Here is a 16,779-nt window from a genome sequence, read left to right on the forward strand (position 1 = left end):
ACATTTTAGCATATATCGTGTAAATGCGCTAATATTTAACGGTAAAGCCGTCGTAGAACGACGGGGTTTCAGACCCAAAATTTTCGATGATATCGCAAGATATGTTATCGCTTTGAGGGAACGGGGAACAGGAAACGGGGAAGAAAATCGGCGCACCTCATTGCTTTGAAACCTGTATCCTGAAATCTTATCATAGAAAAAAAATTTGTCATGGTCAACGAAATTCGGTAATATGTGGTAGTCTGAGAAGCGCTCACTAGCTTTAGCTATCAAAACAATGGTTACTTGTAGTAAGATAACGAGGGTTAAAGAAGCAGTAGCAAGGGTGGCTGAGAAAGCGAGCACTCTATACTGACAGATAAAGCGACGGGAGTATGTTAGCACAACTCAAGCACAATAACCTTAAAATTGTCGGGGAGCTTTATATTTTCGCCAATTGCCTTCTACACAGGGGAAGGTTTCTCCTGAAACTAGAACCCAACAGACAACCCCAGAATAAACTCCGCCAATCCAGCCAAAATCTAAAATCATTCCGGCAAAATGTCCACAACTCAAATATAAATGCTATATGTCCGCCAAAGTCTCTCAAGATCGATCGACGACTAATATTATCTCCGATGTCAGCAAATTTTGGCACAGTGTCAAGCTGATCGCTGCTCCCTATTGGTATCCTACTGAATCGGGGGGAAGGACTTTTGCCGATGTGATTCAAGCTTGGGCAATGCTCATCCTACTAATCGGGGTAATCCTAGCGGTTGTAGGCTTAAATGCCTTCAATAGCTTTGTTAGTAATTACTTAGTTGATGTCATTCTTGAAAAAAATGATTTTGATAAATTTGTCAAAACTTTGGTAATTTTCGCGGTTGGACTGCTCTTTGTCACCCTTTTGGTTGGCTTGCTTAAATTTCTCAGGAAAAGAATCGCCCTGGATTGGTATGCTTGGCTCAATGACTGGATTCTCACAAAATATTTGCATAATCGCGCCTATTACAGAATTAATTTTAAATCCGATATCGACAACCCAGATCAGCGTTTATCCCAGGAAATTGAGCCGATTACCAGTAAAGCTCTCTCCTTTTTTGCAGTTTCCCTAGAAAATGTCCTAGATATGATCACTTTTTTAGTGATTCTCTGGTCAATTTCTTCCTCTGTCGCCATTATTTTAGTCGTTTGGACAATTCTCGGTAACGTCATTGCTATCTATTTTAACCAAGCCTTAAATAAAATCACTCAAGAAGAATTAGAACTTAAGGCTAACTATAATTATGCTCTAACCCACATTCGTAATCATGCGGAGTCGATCGCTTTCTTTGAGGGAGAAAATCAGGAATTAAATATTATTCAGCGGAGATTTAATAAACTCTTAGACAGTGCTAAACGTAAAATTGATTGGGAGAGAGGCACAGAAATTTTTAGTCGGGGCTATCAGGCGGCAATTCAAGTATTTACTTTTGTCATTTTGGGTCCTTTGTATATCAATAGTGAGGGCATTAGTTTCGGACAGGTCGGGCAAGCCTGTTTAGCGGCTAATTTGTTTGCTACGGCGCTGGCGGAATTAATTAGTGAATTTGGCACTTCGGCACAATTTAGCAGTTATGTTGAACGTCTATCGCAATTTTCCGAAGCCTTAGAAGAAGTCATTAAACAACCGGAAAATTTAAGCACGATTAAAACCATCGAAGAAACCCAATTTTCCTTTGAAGATGTCACCTTGCAAACTCCCGATTATGAACAGGTAATTGTCGAAAACCTCTCCCTTTCTGTTCAGCCTGGACAAGGTTTATTAATTGTCGGTCCGAGTGGTCGGGGTAAAAGTTCCTTGCTACGTGCGATTGCCGGTTTATGGAATGCAGGAACCGGCCGATTAGTGCGTCCCCCCCTAGAAGAAGTATTGTTTCTGCCCCAACGTCCCTATATAATATTAGGAACCTTGCGAGAACAGTTACTTTATCCCAATCGTAATCAAGAAACCAATGAGATAAGATTGAGGGAAGTTTTGCAAGAAGTCAATCTCCAAAATTTACTAAATCGAGTCAATAGCTTTGATATAGAAGAGCCTTGGGAAAACATTTTGTCCCTGGGAGAACAACAACGTTTGGCTTTTGCTAGGGTATTAATTACCCGTCCCAGTTTTACTATCCTAGATGAAGCCACAAGTGCTTTGGACTTAAACAATGAGGAAAATTTATATCGGCAATTGCAAAAAACTCACACAACTTTTATTAGTGTTGGACATCGGGAAAGTCTCTTTAACTACCATCAATGGGTTTTAGAACTCTCTAGTAATTCCCATTGGCAACTGCTTACAGTGGAGGAATATCGCCGACAAAAAGCGAAAGAAATTATTAATATTTCTGTCGATAATTCTCAAACTAGACTTGAAGATTTACCGAATCAGGAAACCGAGGTCAATCCTAAAATCAATTCTGCCAAGGAACCCCCCCCCGAATCGCCAACGACAACAATCTTAACAGAAGTCGAAGAAGGACTTTCCCATGCACAAATGAAGGAATTAAGCGACTATTCTCTCAGTAGCATTAGAAGCAAAGCCAGTCAGGGAAAATCAATTACGGGAAAAGATGGACTGACCTATCGCTATGACAAAGACCCTAAAATCTTAAAATGGCTAAGAGTTTAGCCGATGAGAGATGGGTCAAAAAACAACGTTAAACCATGACACCAACTTAGCTACCAAAAAAATGAATCAAACCCTGGTTAATCAACAACAGTTCTTCCAAGAAATCGTCCAAGATATCCAGCAAAATAAAATTGCAATTGCGGCGAAAAAACTGCGTCAACAGGAAGCAGATAACTGTGAAATTCCGGCTCAGTGGCTTCTGAAAACAGCAGCGGCTTTAGAAACCGATGACTGGAGCATTTTATCAGAAGATTTCATTAATCTGAATTTTATCGATAAAAATGGTTATTTTCTGATGATTGCTCCCTATAGCATCAATCGTCAGGGGAAGCAACAAGTCACTTTGAGTGCGATTTACGGAAAAATTCATAAAAATAGTGAACCTTCTATTGAACAACTAGAAAGGTTAATTCGTGAAAAATTTGGCAGTTTAGGACAACCGATTCCCAGAAATTTGTCCTTTACTGAAATTGCTAGTTGTGGTACAGTTAGCGGAGAAAAGGGGGAGGCTTTTATCGTTCCTCATAGGTGGACTTTTCCCAATAGTGTTCAGGGGCCAGCTTTAAATAATGCCAGTGAGCAAAAAAGACGCTTTTCCGGTTCTAGCTACGAATGTATCCGAAAAATTTTTGAGCCAGAAACAGCCGATTTACTATTAGGACCCCTAGAGGATCAAATTAATGGTGAACGCTATCGCCATCTCGATACCCAATTCCATGAAGCAGGTCATGCTAGTGGGTTGGGATTTGACTTGAAACTCAAAAATAAACTGTTTCAAAACTATACCTATGCCGGAGTCGAGGAGTGGCGCTCAGATAGTTTAGGCTTTGAATTTGCCGACTGTGCTTTACCTGCCGAAGAAGCGGGAAAATTAGTCGCTGTTAATTTCTGCATTCGCTTTGGTTTAGATGCTCACCGTTTAGGGGGTTTAGAAAAAGATGTGGATGTCCACGCTAGTTTGATCAGTTTGGAATATCTCTTGCAAAATGATGCTATTTATCTCACAAAAAATGGTCAATTGGCCTTGCGTAATGTCAGTTATCCAGGCTTACTAAAAGCGGTGGAAATGCACCGAACAAAAGCTTTATCTCTAACGCGAAGGGAGTTAAATCTAAATAGTCCAACAGGTCTTTTTGCTCTGTATAAAGTAGAGATTCATCCCGCAACCCAATTAATTTTTCAGGGACTAATTGTAGAGCGCTGCCGAGGAATTTGGTCAGAGTTACAATAAGTACCTAGGGTTTGCTGATAACCGGCCCGGTGAGGGATGTCAGTCAGCCATGTGCATCCCTCCAAGTACTAGGTCTCTACTACTTGATGGCGATAGGGATTGGGGTCAACTCCTCTGAGTTTCTCGCCACAGCAAGTGCCGGCCCTGGAATATTAGTCGTTGACTCCTACACATTTATTTATATATATCACTAGATAACTAAAATGTGTTAAGCTAGGCGGTAGCATTCTGGGAAATCACGACAGATAAATCAGTCTCTTATTAGTCAGAATCCCTGAACCCCTGATTACCTCTTTCTCCCCTAGGTGATTACAAAACCAATGGCTGAACAACGCTCTGTACTAAAATTTAATGGCATCGATGATCACATGGAGCTATCCCACGGATTTCTTGACATCGATCAGAGTATTACCATTACATTTTGGGCAAAAGGGGAAAATAATTTATCCACAGAAACCACTCTTTTAGAAGCTGTTAATCAGGAAAATAACCGCGTTCTACATATTACCTTGCCCTGGGGCGATCCCGTGAAACCTGCGATTTTTTGGGACGCGGGAAATGAAGAAGGTTTCGATCGAATTGAAAAAAAAGTCAAGCTTAAAGATTATAGTGATTGGACTCACTGGGCCTTTGTCAAAAATGCGACCACAGGCCGAATGTTGATCTATCGCAATGGGATCATTTGGCATCGTGGCAACGGTCATAACCGGGCCTTAACGGGGATTGAAAAAATCATCTTGGGAGCCTCTGTTAATCTCTCCCATTATTGGCAAGGTTGTCTTGCAGAACTTTCTGTTTGGAATCAAGCGCGTAGCCAAGAAGAAATCCAAGAAGCGATGTATCAATCTCCCTTAGTTGATGACCTTGGTTTAGTCACTTATTTATCACTCAATGGCAGTGCCGAGGATCAAACAAGTTATAGCAATCATGGTATTCTTTATGGGACAACCTGGCAACTAGATAGTCTTCCCTCCAAACCGACCTCGATCCCTAAATCAAAAACTCAGACTAGCAGTAAAGCTAGAAGGAGTGCGAAAAGGATAACAATGGTCAACGAAATTTTTAACTCCCTTGAAGAAGAAGAAGTGATTGAACAGGATGCTCCATCTGAAAATCAAGAACCTTCCCGGGAAGATAATTCAGAATCAATTATAATTGCCGAAGAAGCTGCCCTTGCCAGCAATGAAATTGAGGAGATTACTGAAACAGCAATTTCTCAACTGGATAGCCTCACTTATTCAAACCAGAAAAAACGGTTAATTATTTGTTGTGATGGTTCTTGGGAAGACTCTGCCAGTGCTTACCCCACCAATGTGGTTAAATTCGCCGAATCCATTAAGTATATTGCCGAAGATCAAACCCCCCAAATCGTCTTTCTGTCAGGTTCTGGCAGCCCCGAAGATAACGAATTTATTAAAAGTTTAGGGAATGAAACTTTTGGCTGGGGCCTCGATCGAATGATTCAAGATGCCTATCGTTTTCTTGTCCTTAACTACAATCCCACAACCGAGGATGAAATTTATTTGTTAGGTTTTAGTCGAGGAGCATATATCGTTCGATGTTTGGCCAGTTTTATCGATAAATGTGGAATCCTAAAACGCTCTAAGATTAAAGAAATTCCCCTAGCTTATCAACTCTATCGAGACCACACCGTTAGTTCCGATAGTGCCAAAGCTCAACAATTTCGTGCCGCTAATGCTAAAAAAATTGAGACAGAAAAGGAAGATTTTCAAGATCGTATTCCAGTCAAGATGTTAGGTTGTTGGGATACAGTTGGCAATTTTGGTATTCCCGATTTAACTCCCTGGTTTCCCCTGGCTAAGTTTTATCATAAAAAATATGAATTTAGTAATACAAAACTAAGTCCGATTATCCAGAATGCTTTTCATGCTGTTGCCATTGATGAAAAACGTAGAAACTTCCCTTCCACTCCGATCAAAGCCAATCCCGAAAATCCTGAACAAGTTGTCAAAGAAGTTTTATTTGTCGGTGAACATACCTGTCTAGGTGGTGGCAAAAAAGAATATCAAGGACTTTCCGACTACCCGTTACAATGGATGATTAATCAAGCCAAAAAATTGGGATTAGAGTTTAATTCAACTACCTCTGAATCCGAGGAATTCCAAATTAAACCAGACCCGACCATCAAGTTCGATAATACTGTTAAAGGATTGTCGGCCTTGGGAGGTGAGCAATGGCGATATTTCAATACAAAAGTTGTCACTGTTCATCACAGTGTGGTAAAACGATTAAAGGCCTTTTCCGATTATCGTCCCAAAAGTCTTGAACCTTTTCTTCAAGCTTTACTTGACGACGATCAACAGACAGAGTAACCTTGCTTTAAAATTAAACTAATCCTTCGCTAGAAATTTGAGGTGATTTTTATGGAACTCGATAACATTATCAAAAAAGTGGCAGGTACTTATTTAGCTTCGGCTATTATTGCTGTCATCGTGCTAATTTTCACCCTCGGACAACCCTTTGTAGTTTTTCTGGGTATCGGAGCGATGGGGTTGGTTACTGTCTTAGGAGATGCGATCGCCGAGTACGGAATTGAAGCGGTTCTGAATGCTTTTTACACTGAGCGAAGTAAAAAAGAATCCCTGGAAACACTTTTAGCTGAAATTGATGCTTTACCTCTGACTGATGACCTGAAATTAAAAACCAAAAAACACTTGACTGACCATCAAGAACAGACAGTAAAGCAGCAAGAAACGGTAACTGAGCCAACTCCTGAAAATCCTCAAACAGTTGTTATTGAAAATGAACCAGTTATTGAAAATGAACCAGTTATTGAAAATGAACCAGTTGTTGTTGAAGTTGAAAATGTTTAATTAGGTATTGCTCCCTCTTGCAAGAGATGGGGGCAGCGGATGATTATTGCTAAGTATTGAGGAATTTTTTGGTCTAAGATAGCTATGCTAAATAGGAACTCTCAACATCTGATGACCTATAAAAAAATTGCCATTTATGAGCAAAGCTATCAACTTCCTGTTTTTAAAAATAGATACTTAAAAAATTTTCAGAAAATCATCAAGGAACGTCGGAAATTAATTCAAGAAGGAGTTCGCTACCATTACTATTTTGGTAAGATTATTAAACGAAAAGAAAAAATTACTCAACAAGAAATCTTGATCGAGACTCAGTTATTAATTAAAGACTATAATTTACTAATTAATGGACTAGAAATCTATCAGGACGGATATTATCGTTTTTTACTCCAACTCAGTGACAATCTCAAAATTTTATTTTCCCAAAAATATCAAGAATTGAAAATATTAGACTACGAGAGAATAAAGTTAGAAATTAAAAACAATAATAATCAGAATATTCTCAATCAACTCAAGCTAGAAAAACAGGAAAATTTTCGGTCAATTTTGCTACTGGGAAAAACATCTTTTTTGATGTTGAGAAAAACTAAATTACTAGGGGAAGGAGTTCAGAAATTAGCCGAGGATACTCAACAGCAGAAAAAAATTGTGCAAGCAATTATTCAAGAACTCAAAATTTATGAGGAATTAAATCATTATCAACTCAAATCTCAACGAGTTCGCCAAGAAATTGCTGATCTTGCCCAAAATGCGATTAATTTTGAAAACTACTTACAGGACTATTTTGCTCCTTTTCAATTATTAATAGAAGAAGTGATTAAGGTGGATGAAGAATTTTATGCAACAGTTGGAGAAATTAAGTATTTGGTAGATAATATTTTTCCACCTCAGCCTGCTCTCTTAGAAACGTCAGATTCAGCCATAAATTCTGAGTTTTTGCTAAATTTTCTGGCGACTGGTTACGAGAAAGAAGCAAGGTTAAAAGAGGCTTTTTCCTCTGATCAATTTAATGATTACTTATTCAATGAAAGTGAATGGTCAGAACAATTTATTTCCCTAGAAAAAACCATCAATAAATTATCTCATCATTTAGCAGAACAAGAGGCTTGTCAAAAAGACACTATCCCCAAAACTCCCCTGGCAATAGTTGTCTCTCAATTCACTCAAAACAGTCTTCACAAATCTTCTACTTCTAAAAATCCCCAGACTTCCCCAAATATCTTAACTCAAGAATCGGCTGATATTGATTATAATCAATTACAAGATTTGCTAAGAAAGCAACAGTGGCAAGCGGCCGATCGCCAAACAACCCAACTACTATTAAAAATTTTGGGTAGAACCTACTGGAATGAGGTTTATCCTCAAGATATTGCTCAATTACCTTGTTCGGATCTGAAAAAAATTGATCAACTTTGGCTTCATTATAGTAATGGTCATTTCGGTTTTAGTATTCAGCAAGCCATTTTCTCTAGTCTCGGTGGTTTAGTGGATTATGAAACCCAAAAGAAACTTGGCGATCGGCTGGGTTGGCGGAAAGAAGGTCAATGGCTCAATTATGAGCAACTAAACTTTGAATTAGAGCCGAATTCTCCCCTCGGTCATTTACCCGTTCATTGGTTGATTTTTGAAGAAAATCTTTGTTACCCATCTGCGGAAGCTTCTGACAATCAAAACTCCGTGGCTTTCTGGAGAGTTGGCAATTGGTTATTGTGGCAACTTCACCTCGTTTTAAGCAAAATTCAAGCCTGTGGAATTATTCCTCTGTCTGACTTTTAAAGCGATTATCTAAAGCGTTTTGGTCTTTCAACCAAGATTTGGGTATGCCCTACCCTATCTGTCTGACGACAAAGATTTTTACTGGTTTTCCCTTCACCGTTGTTTATCGGAACCCCTGCGCTATGTTTGACGAGGTTTTCGCTACTCTCCCTTTTTGTCTCTTATGCAGACTTTCGAGTTCCAGGGTTCAACTCAATCGAGCCATTCACTACCGCCCACTCAGGGGATTCAAACCAAAAAGTCACCGAAACGACCGCGGTAATATCTTTGTAGATCGAGGAGGTGTCGTAAATTCCCGAATCGCTCACGTCAGTGGAATTGCGCGAGGTGATCTGAAAAACTCCCGTTTTCGCATCGCGCACCCTTCCCACCCGACTGCCGGTACTACTGGCGATCGCTTCGGCTCTGGCTCTCGCATCCTTGGTCGCTGCCGCCACCATTTCCACCCGCAGCTTATCGAGTTGGGTGTAAAGGTATTGGGGGGGTTCGGAGACGAGGTTAATTCCCTCCTCGATCAATTCCGTTACCTGCCGAGAAAGTTCCGTGTAACGGGCCACATCCCCCGCTCGGATCTCGAAGCGTTGGGTGAGGCGATAGGCGAGAATTTGCCCGGTTTCCTGGCCGTTAGCTGTTACTTCGGGAATCGCCATCGTCTCGATCGCGTTGGTGGTGATTGCGTCGTCGGGAACTTGTTTTTCTTTGAGATAAGCTCGTATCCGCTCGGTTTGCCGGATCAGATCGCGGTAGGCTTCGCGGGCGGTGGGTTGTTGACTGGAAACCGATAAACGCCAGAGAATATAATCGGATGTAATCGCCCTTTTTGCCGAACCAGTCACGACAAAAACATCGCTGGCCCGTTTCACCGCTAAGAGGGAGCGCGCCGCTATCCAGGAACTCAAGACGAGAGCGATCGATAGCACCGACAAACCTGCGAATACTTGTGGGAAACGTCGGAATATAGAACTGTCTTTCATCATCCCCATCCTAGAAATCGGACGTTTCTATCCTATGCTAGTAGCGAGCGAGTTGAAATTATTATTTACAAAAATCAATTTTTCTTGCGTCAGGTTGATGCGCTTTTACAGATCGACTATCTTGGCCAGAAATCACCTAAAAAGAGGCATAAAGCCTCTTTTTTGCAACAATCCCCAAGATATCTGAGATTGCGGTCGCTTTCGCTCAAAACTTGACTGGATAAGCTTTCCTCTGATTCTTCTCTATTTGAGGGACATTTTAAAACTGCGATCACGGAAATCTCCTTTAGAATAGCAATTCTAAATTTGCCCTGTAGCAAGGCTTTTGGGGGTTAGTTCGCATAATGCGGCATAAAATTCCATGGGATTGCGAATTTCATTTCACGAGTCTTCAGGCTTTTGACGTGATAGTACATCCAAAGTTGCCCAAAAATCCCCCTTTAAAATGTTCTTAAAATCACTAAAAGACTTGCTGTGTCTAAAACTGAGAATTGCTAAATTGAAAATGTTAGCTTTATTTTCAACCGTTATTATGATATAATTAGGGTCTGCTGAATAAATATAAAAACCTTGTTGGGTAAGACTTTTAGACTTTTTGTCAATCAAAAAGTACCGGACTGGGAGTGATCAGGGGGAAAATTCCGGGACTTTTTCACCCTGCCCCCAAGAAAAACTTTTTGCCGCAAACCCTAATTAAAAGGCAAATTTATTAATGATTTGGATCATGACTACGACGACAATTGAAATTGGAACTTTAATCGATCATTCTCCTGAAATTCGAGGAGGAAGACCAACAATTACTGGGACAGGATTTACAGTACGCCGCATTGTTTCTTGGTATAAATTAGGGCTGACTCCTGAAGAAATTTTAAACCGGATAGGACATCCCCATTTGGATTTAGCCAAAGTTTATGCGGCTTTAACTTACTATCATGCCAACAGGGAAGAAATTGAAACTGATTTAGCTCAGGAAGAAGCCGAGGTGAAACAATTTGAACAGGAGTGGCTTCAATCTAAGTTAAATAAATAGTCAAGCTGACATTATATTTAGATGAAGACTCGATGGATCAGAGCCTTGTAGCGGCTTTAAGAGCAAGAGGAGTCGATGTGATAACGGCTACAGAAGCAGCGATGTTGGGGAGCTCCGATTCAGAACAATTAGACTATGCTACTGGTCAAGGAAGGGTATTATACACTTTTAATCGAGGCGATTTTTACCGCCTACACACTCAGTATTTAACGGAAAGTAAATCTCATCGAGGAATCATACTCGCTCCTCAACAACGTTACTCAATTGGAGAACAATTACGCCAAATTTTGGAATTAATTTCTGGGAAAACAAGTGAACAGATCGAGAATAATGTAGAATTTATTAAAGGGTAAGCTACAATTTACAAATCTTAAAACTTAAATCCTATTCCTCGCTCTTTTGCCATTTATTTCGCTTTTTTTAAGCTCATAAAATCTCTGCCTATTTATACACACAGAAACGGCGAAAAATGCCGACTACAGATAAAGCCTCCAGAAGAGGAGTTCGTCTAATAGCTTCGTGAAGCGTCTGGTACTAAATTCGGTTATTAAAAACTGATTATCTGTTGCCCCTTTTGTCTATTGCTTATTACTTTTGCCTGTACTGATGTGTAGCCTATACTCAACGGATTTAGTATAATAAGAAAAACTCTAGTATTCATCATGTACCAAATCACTCTCTCCCTACCCGATGAAACCGCCCTCGCTTTACATCTCACCCCAGAACAACTGGCACAAGAAATCTCTCTTCTTGCTGCCATTAAACTTTATGAACTGGGAAAACTTTCCTCTGGCACTGCTGCCAATTTAGCAGGTATTCCACGAGTTGTTTTTCTTTCTAAACTTGCAGACTATGGAGTTGATACCTTCCGACTCAAGGAAGCAGAATTAATCGAGGATATGGCCAATGCCTAACGTCATTGCCGATACATCACCGATTCAATACCTCTATCAGACTAACTTACTTGAGTTACTACCAAACTTTTACGGACAGATAATTATTCCTTTTTCAGTAGATCAAGAGTTAACTGTTGGAAAGGCTTCTGGAATCTCTTTACCTGATATAACCTCCTTAAGTTGGATAATTATTCAACAAGCAAAATCAGTTTCTCTTTTACCCCTTGTCACTGATTTAGGAAAAGGAGAAAAAGAAGTATTAGCTTTAGCAATAGAAATTCCCGATTCTCTCGCTTTACTTGATGATGGATTGGCAAGACGATATGCAAACTTATTAGGAATAAAACTCACTGGAACAATGGGAATATTATTAAAGGCTAAACAAAATGGTTATCTACACCGTATTGAGCCAATTCTTAATCAACTAGAATTGCTGAATTTTCGCTTAGATGCCACTACTTGTACTTCTGTCTTAAAATTAGCTGGTGAAGGATAGAATAGTTCCCCTTCCCTCTCCCCTCGGTAACAGACGTGCGGGACAACTAATCGAAAATACCGTTCAATCAAAGACAGAATTTGCTTTCCTGTGAGTGCCGCTTTCACCCCTAAACGTTTACGATGATGAACAGTAAACGGTACAGGTCAAACAAATGAGATTAATTTCTTGATTTCGGTCTTTTAAAGATCGGCTCATTTGATTGTTCCTTGATATTCTGCGGGGAAGGATTTTCCTTCTGGTCAGGAGAAGCTTTGATCGTTTTGATCGGGATTCCGCGAGATAATGGAGAATCTAAAAAAACCTCGATCGGAATTCCCCAGTTAGGACTATGGGTACTATCTAACACCGAACAGTTTTCTGTACTGTTCTCATAGGTTCCAGCCGTAGCATGAATAGCCACCACTTGATCATGTTGATTAAAAACTCCAGCCCCACTCATTCCTTCAATTGTTGGATTTGTATATTTGACTCGATTTCCCTCTTGAAAGTGTTTTTTTGGATCGTCGAGATTCTCTAAAAGCTTTTTATCATTTTCGGTATACTCTTGATCGGATCGGACGATCTGCTCTATAGTTCCAAGTGTCAACTCCTCTTTGGGTTTTCCAGAACAATATCTCCAACCTAATACCGAGACTGCTTGACCTTGAGAGATATTGCGATTTAAAGTGACAGTAGGATAATCCATCTCGCTGGTGAATTTAACAATGGCTAGGTCTAATGTTCTATCTGGGATAATTTCTTGGATCGGATAGAATCGACGGTCGTAGGTAACGATCTCTTTTGAAGATGGGTTATCTACTACGTGTTTAGCGGTTAGCACATAGTAATTATTAGAAGCGGAACCGATGATTATACCCGTTCCTATTCCTTCGATATACACAGTAGATTTTCTTAATATTTCGGAAATTACTGATGGATTTACCTCCTGCTGTTGTGGCGTAGTGCCGTCTTTTTCACAACCTACCAATATACCCCATAAAAGAATTGACAAATAAATGGTATAAATAGCTCGATACTTCATCTTTTTTACTTTGCTTTCGTGAAAAATATTTCTTTTTTCAAGAGATTTTTTATTAACCAGTGTTGTCATTAAATTCAAATTTAATGACAACAATTTTACTTTTAGATATATCATATCTTTGTTTAAGATTTTTCCCTTTACAAACAATTTTATAAATAACTGTGTTATTTTCCTCTGTTTTATATAGCTCGTATCGATAATAGTTTTTATCAGTATTTACTATTTTTGGGATAATAGTTTTGTTTTGATTGCTTCCCAAACTTAAGGGAGTAAGCCTTATCTTCCAGTTTTGTTCGGCTGTTAATTTTAATGTTTCTAACTTCTGTGTAGGAATATCGACCACCTTAATATTGACAATGCTAGAATCTGATATAAATTTAATTTTGTGGTCGGATTGTATCTCAAATTTCGCTATGATTATTGGATGAAAATAAATCCAAAAATTTTCGATTATATTTTTGATTATCATCAAAACTACTGATATTATCAGAATCAATACTAGCAAAGGTAATACCCCCGATAGTATCAAGATCATGTTCAACTTTTGTTCAAGAGTTAACCGATCAACAGCAGTCATGGGGTTTAACTTACTTACCCCAAGAGTTTCTGATTTGACGGAAGGAGGTGGAGACAAAAATCGGATCGGTTCTAATTGAGGCGTGGAGGTCGGTAATTCTCTAAATAATTGCTGAGAATTGAGCGATAAATACCAATCAATAGGTAATCCCAAAGATAAGGGAGCATTGTCTTGAATAATGAACGGAACTTTTTTATCATCTGCGTATCTATTTTGTGGGGCATCAGCCGTGGTTTTTGCTTTTCCATTGATTCCTACTAAATGCCCTTTATGATCGAGAATTGCACCTCCACTGGTTCCTTCCTCGATGTCATTGGTAAAAGCCAATTGATATCCGTCCTTTAGATAGCGATCAATAACCCATCCTTTGCCTTTGGTAAAAAGAAATTCTGCTGGACAATCAGTACTAGGAACTGCACCTACTTTACAGGGAAATCCAGTCACAAAAAAGTCACTTTTATCTGGCAAATTTTCCGAGGTTTTTTTAATGGCTGTTTCGTATTGATAAGGACTCTCGAACCATAACAAGGCTAGATCAGCTTTTACCCCCATTCGCTCGAATTTAGCCTTGGGATGAATTTGACCTCTATGAATGAAACCCTCATGAGTTTGAATATAAAATGTGCCACTTCTAGATAAGACATGGGCGTTTGTTAAGACTAAATAATTGTAGATGCTTTGACTATTTTTCCGTTTGATTTCTTGTCTATCAACGATAACTCCCGAACCGCTGTCGTCTGTTGTAAATGGCCATTCTTCCCATAAAACTGTGTAAACTCTTACAGTGATCAATCTAGCGATATCCCTTATCATATCTTCATCCATCTTCCCTATAGAGGGTTGCTCATCAGAATGAGAAGTTTGTGCCTCGATAGGATATAAAAAAGCTTGCATGGTGAACAACACCATGCAAGTTAACAGAAAGATAACGATAAATTTTCTAAGTTTCATGATTACTGCGAAACACACACTTCTCTGGCCACCTTCTCTTCACCTCGTAAAACCGCCATAATTTTAACGAAGGTTGACTTATTACCACATTGCTTGAGAGGCCGCCCAGAAACGTTTCTATCTTGGAGAGCGAACAAGTCGTCTAATAACTGACTAGGGCTTTCTTTCCCACCACTGCCATTCTCAAATCCGTAAATATTTCCATTAAGCGTCCACAGAAGCTGCTCTTCTCTACATTTAGCTCCCTCTTTATTAGTAGTACAAATTGCGGGATTTCCGTTGATATAACCATGCCCTATATATTGAGCCCCTTTGCTGAACTGTTTATTAAGACGATTACTCACCTCTCGACAGCGTCGTAGCGGCGTGTACGCTAACGGTTCTAACCACCGAATCAATTGACGTGGTTGGTTCTGCCATTGCGGGCTAGTAGCCACAGTAGCGGGAACACCACTACTAAGAGTTTGACACTGAAACGTCACTGGCGGGTTTTTTGCGAAAATCGGCTGAGAGAATAAGACCGAAAATCCGACTACTGCCGCTACAAGAACTATTGCGAACCTCTTGAGTCTATTCAACGTTAAAACCCTCCAGCACTAAGGATAATACTCAGATCATCTTAACTCAACAATTTCTGCACCCGTGTTCGTTTTGTCACGATTTTCTGACAAAATCAAGGTACTCTGATCGGCTTTCGGTAGGAATCAGTCGGCAAAAATAGGGGTTCTGATGGCTCGATCAACCGTTCTCGTTCATTTTCTTCAGTGCGAAGAAATAGAGGTTTATCGGAACCTCTAGTCGGTAGCACATCCCGACAAATTTCTAGATGGCGATGAGATTGACAATTCATCACTAGATTTTTCCAGACAAAGTGCAGATTGTATTGGGCGGTATAGAGACTTAACGAGCTAATCAATAATCCCAACAGGGGTATAATCTGATGAAATTGACGTGTCATGGCTCTTCTCGACTTTGTGTGATAATTTTTGTTTATGTAAGGTGAAATGGTTACTGGAAAAGACTTTTAGGGCTATTTTACCGAAGAAACTATCAGTATATACCCCATTTCCACACAGAAACCAGAATCATTTCTTTCCCTTATCGAGCCAGACGATTAGATGTGCTTTGACTCTAGCCTAGTTCTTCTTTAGATTATCGGGACGAAGAAAAATCCCTCCCCCGTTTTCGGGTGGCGAAGAAGGACTAGGAGATGGGTTTGGAATTGGGGACTTGCTCGGCTTCAGTAGATTAAAACCCCAGATAAATCCTGTGATCATGACTAATATCATCAAAAACTTGCCCAGAGGTATATTGACCATAGGAATCTGGGTATTGATCGCCGAACGAAGAACACTGACTCGACTATTATTGATAACTACTGTTTTTCCTAAATGATGCAAGTCTTCAAGAATTTCTTTTACATTTTTATAGCGATCTATGTGGTTTTCTTGAATCATTCGATCGATAATAGCCGCTAGTTGATCCCCCACGTTATTAGCCCTTGTTCTCCATGCGAGCAGTTTGGTACTCGAATTACGAGATATATCTTTTGGTTCAATACCAGTTAAAGCTTTAATAACAGTCATTCCCAAAGCATAAATATCACTATTGAATTCTGGATAACCGTCCATTTGTTCTTTTGGCGTATAACCACTGGTAAAAATTTTAGTTAGATTTCCTCCTGATAAATTCGGTAATGTTGAATTGGTTAAAAGAGGTGCTTTGACTCCTCCAAAATCAATCAAAATAATTTTTTTATCTCGATCCCGACGCAAGATATTCGATGGCTTGATGTCTCGATGAATTACTTGTTTTTTATGGATGTATTCTAAAACGGGGAGAATCCCTAGCAAAAATTCAATGACTTCCTGTTCCTCAAATTTTCCCCGATTGCGAATTTCTTCTTCCAGCGAATTGCCCTCTATATATTCTTGAACTAAATAAAATTCTTGATTGTCTAAAAAGTAGGCAAGTAAATAAGGAATTTGATCGTGTTTGCCTAAATTCACTAGCGTTTGAGCTTCTCGATTAAATAACTCCTGCGCTTTTTTAAGTTCCTCTTGGTTATTGCTTTTAAAGATAAGCTTCTTAATAACACATTGACTTCCTAAACGTCGTAAATCTTCGGCTATATAGGTTTCTCCAAATCCACCCATGCCCAATTTTTTTACAATTTTATAATACTGGCCAATAATCATTGAGGGTTTCATGGTCTTGGTTGGCAATCTTGACGGAAGATGGTTTATATTCTAGCAACCATGCCCACAAAAAAGCACCCCCTCGCGGGAGTGCCTTTTCGTTCAGACTAGGAATTAACCATTGATAGCAGGAGCAATCAGAGCCACAGGAGCCTGT

15 protein-coding genes and 1 pseudogene are annotated in these 16,779 nt (G+C 39.5%); 9 read left to right on the top strand and 7 right to left on the bottom strand.

Going from position 1 to position 16,779, the window contains the following annotated elements; translation table 11 throughout:
- The first annotated feature begins 568 nt into the window (after positions 1–568).
- From BGL89_RS02085 to BGL89_RS02105, 5 genes are all read left to right on the top strand, one after another.
- Complete coding sequence (locus BGL89_RS02085; protein WP_286824175.1) at positions 569–2,638, top strand: ABC transporter ATP-binding protein/permease; 2,070 nt, start codon at positions 569–571, stop codon at positions 2,636–2,638.
- Positions 2,639–2,699: 61 nt separating this feature from the next.
- Positions 2,700–3,869 (top strand): DUF6014 family protein, encoded by a 1,170-nt coding sequence (locus BGL89_RS02090; protein ID WP_286824177.1) that lies wholly within the window; start codon positions 2,700–2,702, stop codon positions 3,867–3,869.
- Positions 3,870–4,189: 320 nt separating this feature from the next.
- On the top strand, positions 4,190–6,202 hold the full coding sequence (locus BGL89_RS02095) for a phospholipase effector Tle1 domain-containing protein (RefSeq protein ID WP_286824178.1): 2,013 nt from the start codon (positions 4,190–4,192) through the stop codon (positions 6,200–6,202).
- A 51-nt stretch (positions 6,203–6,253) separates the two neighbouring features.
- Positions 6,254–6,703 carry a hypothetical protein gene (locus tag BGL89_RS02100; protein ID WP_286824179.1) on the top strand — a complete coding sequence of 150 codons (450 nt, stop codon included), beginning with the start codon at positions 6,254–6,256 and terminating at the stop codon, positions 6,701–6,703.
- 111 nt (positions 6,704–6,814) lie between these two features.
- Positions 6,815–8,476, top strand: a complete 1,662-nt coding sequence (locus BGL89_RS02105) for a GUN4 domain-containing protein (RefSeq protein ID WP_286824181.1) — start codon at positions 6,815–6,817, stop codon at positions 8,474–8,476.
- Positions 8,477–8,703: 227 nt separating this feature from the next.
- On the opposite strand, the pseudogene BGL89_RS02110 reads toward BGL89_RS02105, so the two are convergent.
- Positions 8,704–9,450, bottom strand: a pseudogene (locus tag BGL89_RS02110) (SIMPL domain-containing protein); the annotation flags it as partial.
- A 724-nt stretch (positions 9,451–10,174) separates the two neighbouring features.
- Between BGL89_RS02110 and BGL89_RS02115 the strand changes: the two are divergent.
- The 4 genes from BGL89_RS02115 (at position 10,175) to BGL89_RS02130 (ending at position 11,872) form a co-directional block, all read left to right on the top strand.
- Complete coding sequence (locus tag BGL89_RS02115) at positions 10,175–10,480, top strand: DUF433 domain-containing protein (RefSeq protein ID WP_286824183.1); 306 nt, start codon at positions 10,175–10,177, stop codon at positions 10,478–10,480.
- Complete coding sequence (locus BGL89_RS02120) at positions 10,477–10,833, top strand: DUF5615 family PIN-like protein (protein WP_286824195.1); 357 nt, start codon at positions 10,477–10,479, stop codon at positions 10,831–10,833. The genes BGL89_RS02115 and BGL89_RS02120 overlap by 4 nt, the downstream gene beginning before the upstream one ends.
- A 309-nt stretch (positions 10,834–11,142) precedes the next feature.
- Positions 11,143–11,394, top strand: coding sequence for a UPF0175 family protein (locus BGL89_RS02125; protein WP_286824184.1), 252 nt, complete (start codon positions 11,143–11,145; stop codon positions 11,392–11,394).
- Positions 11,387–11,872, top strand: coding sequence for a PIN domain-containing protein (locus tag BGL89_RS02130; protein WP_286824185.1), 486 nt, complete (start codon positions 11,387–11,389; stop codon positions 11,870–11,872). The genes BGL89_RS02125 and BGL89_RS02130 overlap by 8 nt, the downstream gene beginning before the upstream one ends.
- 160 nt (positions 11,873–12,032) lie before the next feature.
- Here BGL89_RS02130 and BGL89_RS02135 read toward each other — a convergent pair whose 3' ends face one another.
- From BGL89_RS02135 to BGL89_RS02160, 6 genes are all read right to left on the bottom strand, one after another.
- Positions 12,033–12,965, bottom strand: a complete 933-nt coding sequence (locus BGL89_RS02135; protein WP_286824187.1) for a S1 family peptidase — start codon at positions 12,963–12,965, stop codon at positions 12,033–12,035.
- Positions 12,949–14,367 carry a S1 family peptidase gene (locus BGL89_RS02140; RefSeq protein WP_286824189.1) on the bottom strand — a complete coding sequence of 473 codons (1,419 nt, stop codon included), beginning with the start codon at positions 14,365–14,367 and terminating at the stop codon, positions 12,949–12,951. The genes BGL89_RS02135 and BGL89_RS02140 overlap by 17 nt, the downstream gene beginning before the upstream one ends.
- 59 nt (positions 14,368–14,426) lie before the next feature.
- On the bottom strand, positions 14,427–14,906 hold the full coding sequence (locus BGL89_RS02145; RefSeq protein WP_286824190.1) for a COP23 domain-containing protein: 480 nt from the start codon (positions 14,904–14,906) through the stop codon (positions 14,427–14,429).
- A gap of 191 nt (positions 14,907–15,097) precedes the next feature.
- On the bottom strand, positions 15,098–15,382 hold the full coding sequence (locus tag BGL89_RS02150) for a hypothetical protein (protein WP_286824192.1): 285 nt from the start codon (positions 15,380–15,382) through the stop codon (positions 15,098–15,100).
- Between the two features lie 178 nt (positions 15,383–15,560).
- Positions 15,561–16,634, bottom strand: coding sequence for a serine/threonine-protein kinase (locus tag BGL89_RS02155; protein ID WP_286824193.1), 1,074 nt, complete (start codon positions 16,632–16,634; stop codon positions 15,561–15,563).
- On the bottom strand, positions 16,600–16,779 hold a 180-nt coding region (locus tag BGL89_RS02160), incomplete at its 5' end, for a hypothetical protein (protein ID WP_286824194.1). The genes BGL89_RS02155 and BGL89_RS02160, both read right to left, overlap by 35 nt.

Origin of the sequence: Microcystis sp. LSC13-02 (assembly GCA_002282935.1) — a bacterium.
Lineage (GTDB): Bacteria > Cyanobacteriota > Cyanobacteriia > Cyanobacteriales > Microcystaceae > Microcystis.

Bases quoted from the DNA above. Each gene is read 5' to 3' on its own strand.
- BGL89_RS02085 (WP_286824175.1), top strand. From the start codon at position 569: ATGTCCGCCAAAGTCTCTCAAGATCGATCGACGACTAATATTATCTCC.
- BGL89_RS02090 (WP_286824177.1), top strand. From the start codon at position 2,700: ATGAATCAAACCCTGGTTAATCAACAACAGTTCTTCCAAGAAATCGTC.
- BGL89_RS02095 (WP_286824178.1), top strand. From the start codon at position 4,190: ATGGCTGAACAACGCTCTGTACTAAAATTTAATGGCATCGATGATCAC.
- BGL89_RS02100 (WP_286824179.1), top strand. From the start codon at position 6,254: ATGGAACTCGATAACATTATCAAAAAAGTGGCAGGTACTTATTTAGCT.
- BGL89_RS02105 (WP_286824181.1), top strand. From the start codon at position 6,815: ATGACCTATAAAAAAATTGCCATTTATGAGCAAAGCTATCAACTTCCT.
- BGL89_RS02115 (WP_286824183.1), top strand. From the start codon at position 10,175: ATGACTACGACGACAATTGAAATTGGAACTTTAATCGATCATTCTCCT.
- BGL89_RS02125 (WP_286824184.1), top strand. From the start codon at position 11,143: ATGTACCAAATCACTCTCTCCCTACCCGATGAAACCGCCCTCGCTTTA.
- BGL89_RS02130 (WP_286824185.1), top strand. From the start codon at position 11,387: ATGCCTAACGTCATTGCCGATACATCACCGATTCAATACCTCTATCAG.
- BGL89_RS02135 (WP_286824187.1), bottom strand. From the start codon at position 12,965: ATGACAACACTGGTTAATAAAAAATCTCTTGAAAAAAGAAATATTTTT.
- BGL89_RS02140 (WP_286824189.1), bottom strand. From the start codon at position 14,367: ATGCAAGCTTTTTTATATCCTATCGAGGCACAAACTTCTCATTCTGAT.
- BGL89_RS02150 (WP_286824192.1), bottom strand. From the start codon at position 15,382: ATGACACGTCAATTTCATCAGATTATACCCCTGTTGGGATTATTGATT.
- BGL89_RS02155 (WP_286824193.1), bottom strand. From the start codon at position 16,634: ATGAAACCCTCAATGATTATTGGCCAGTATTATAAAATTGTAAAAAAA.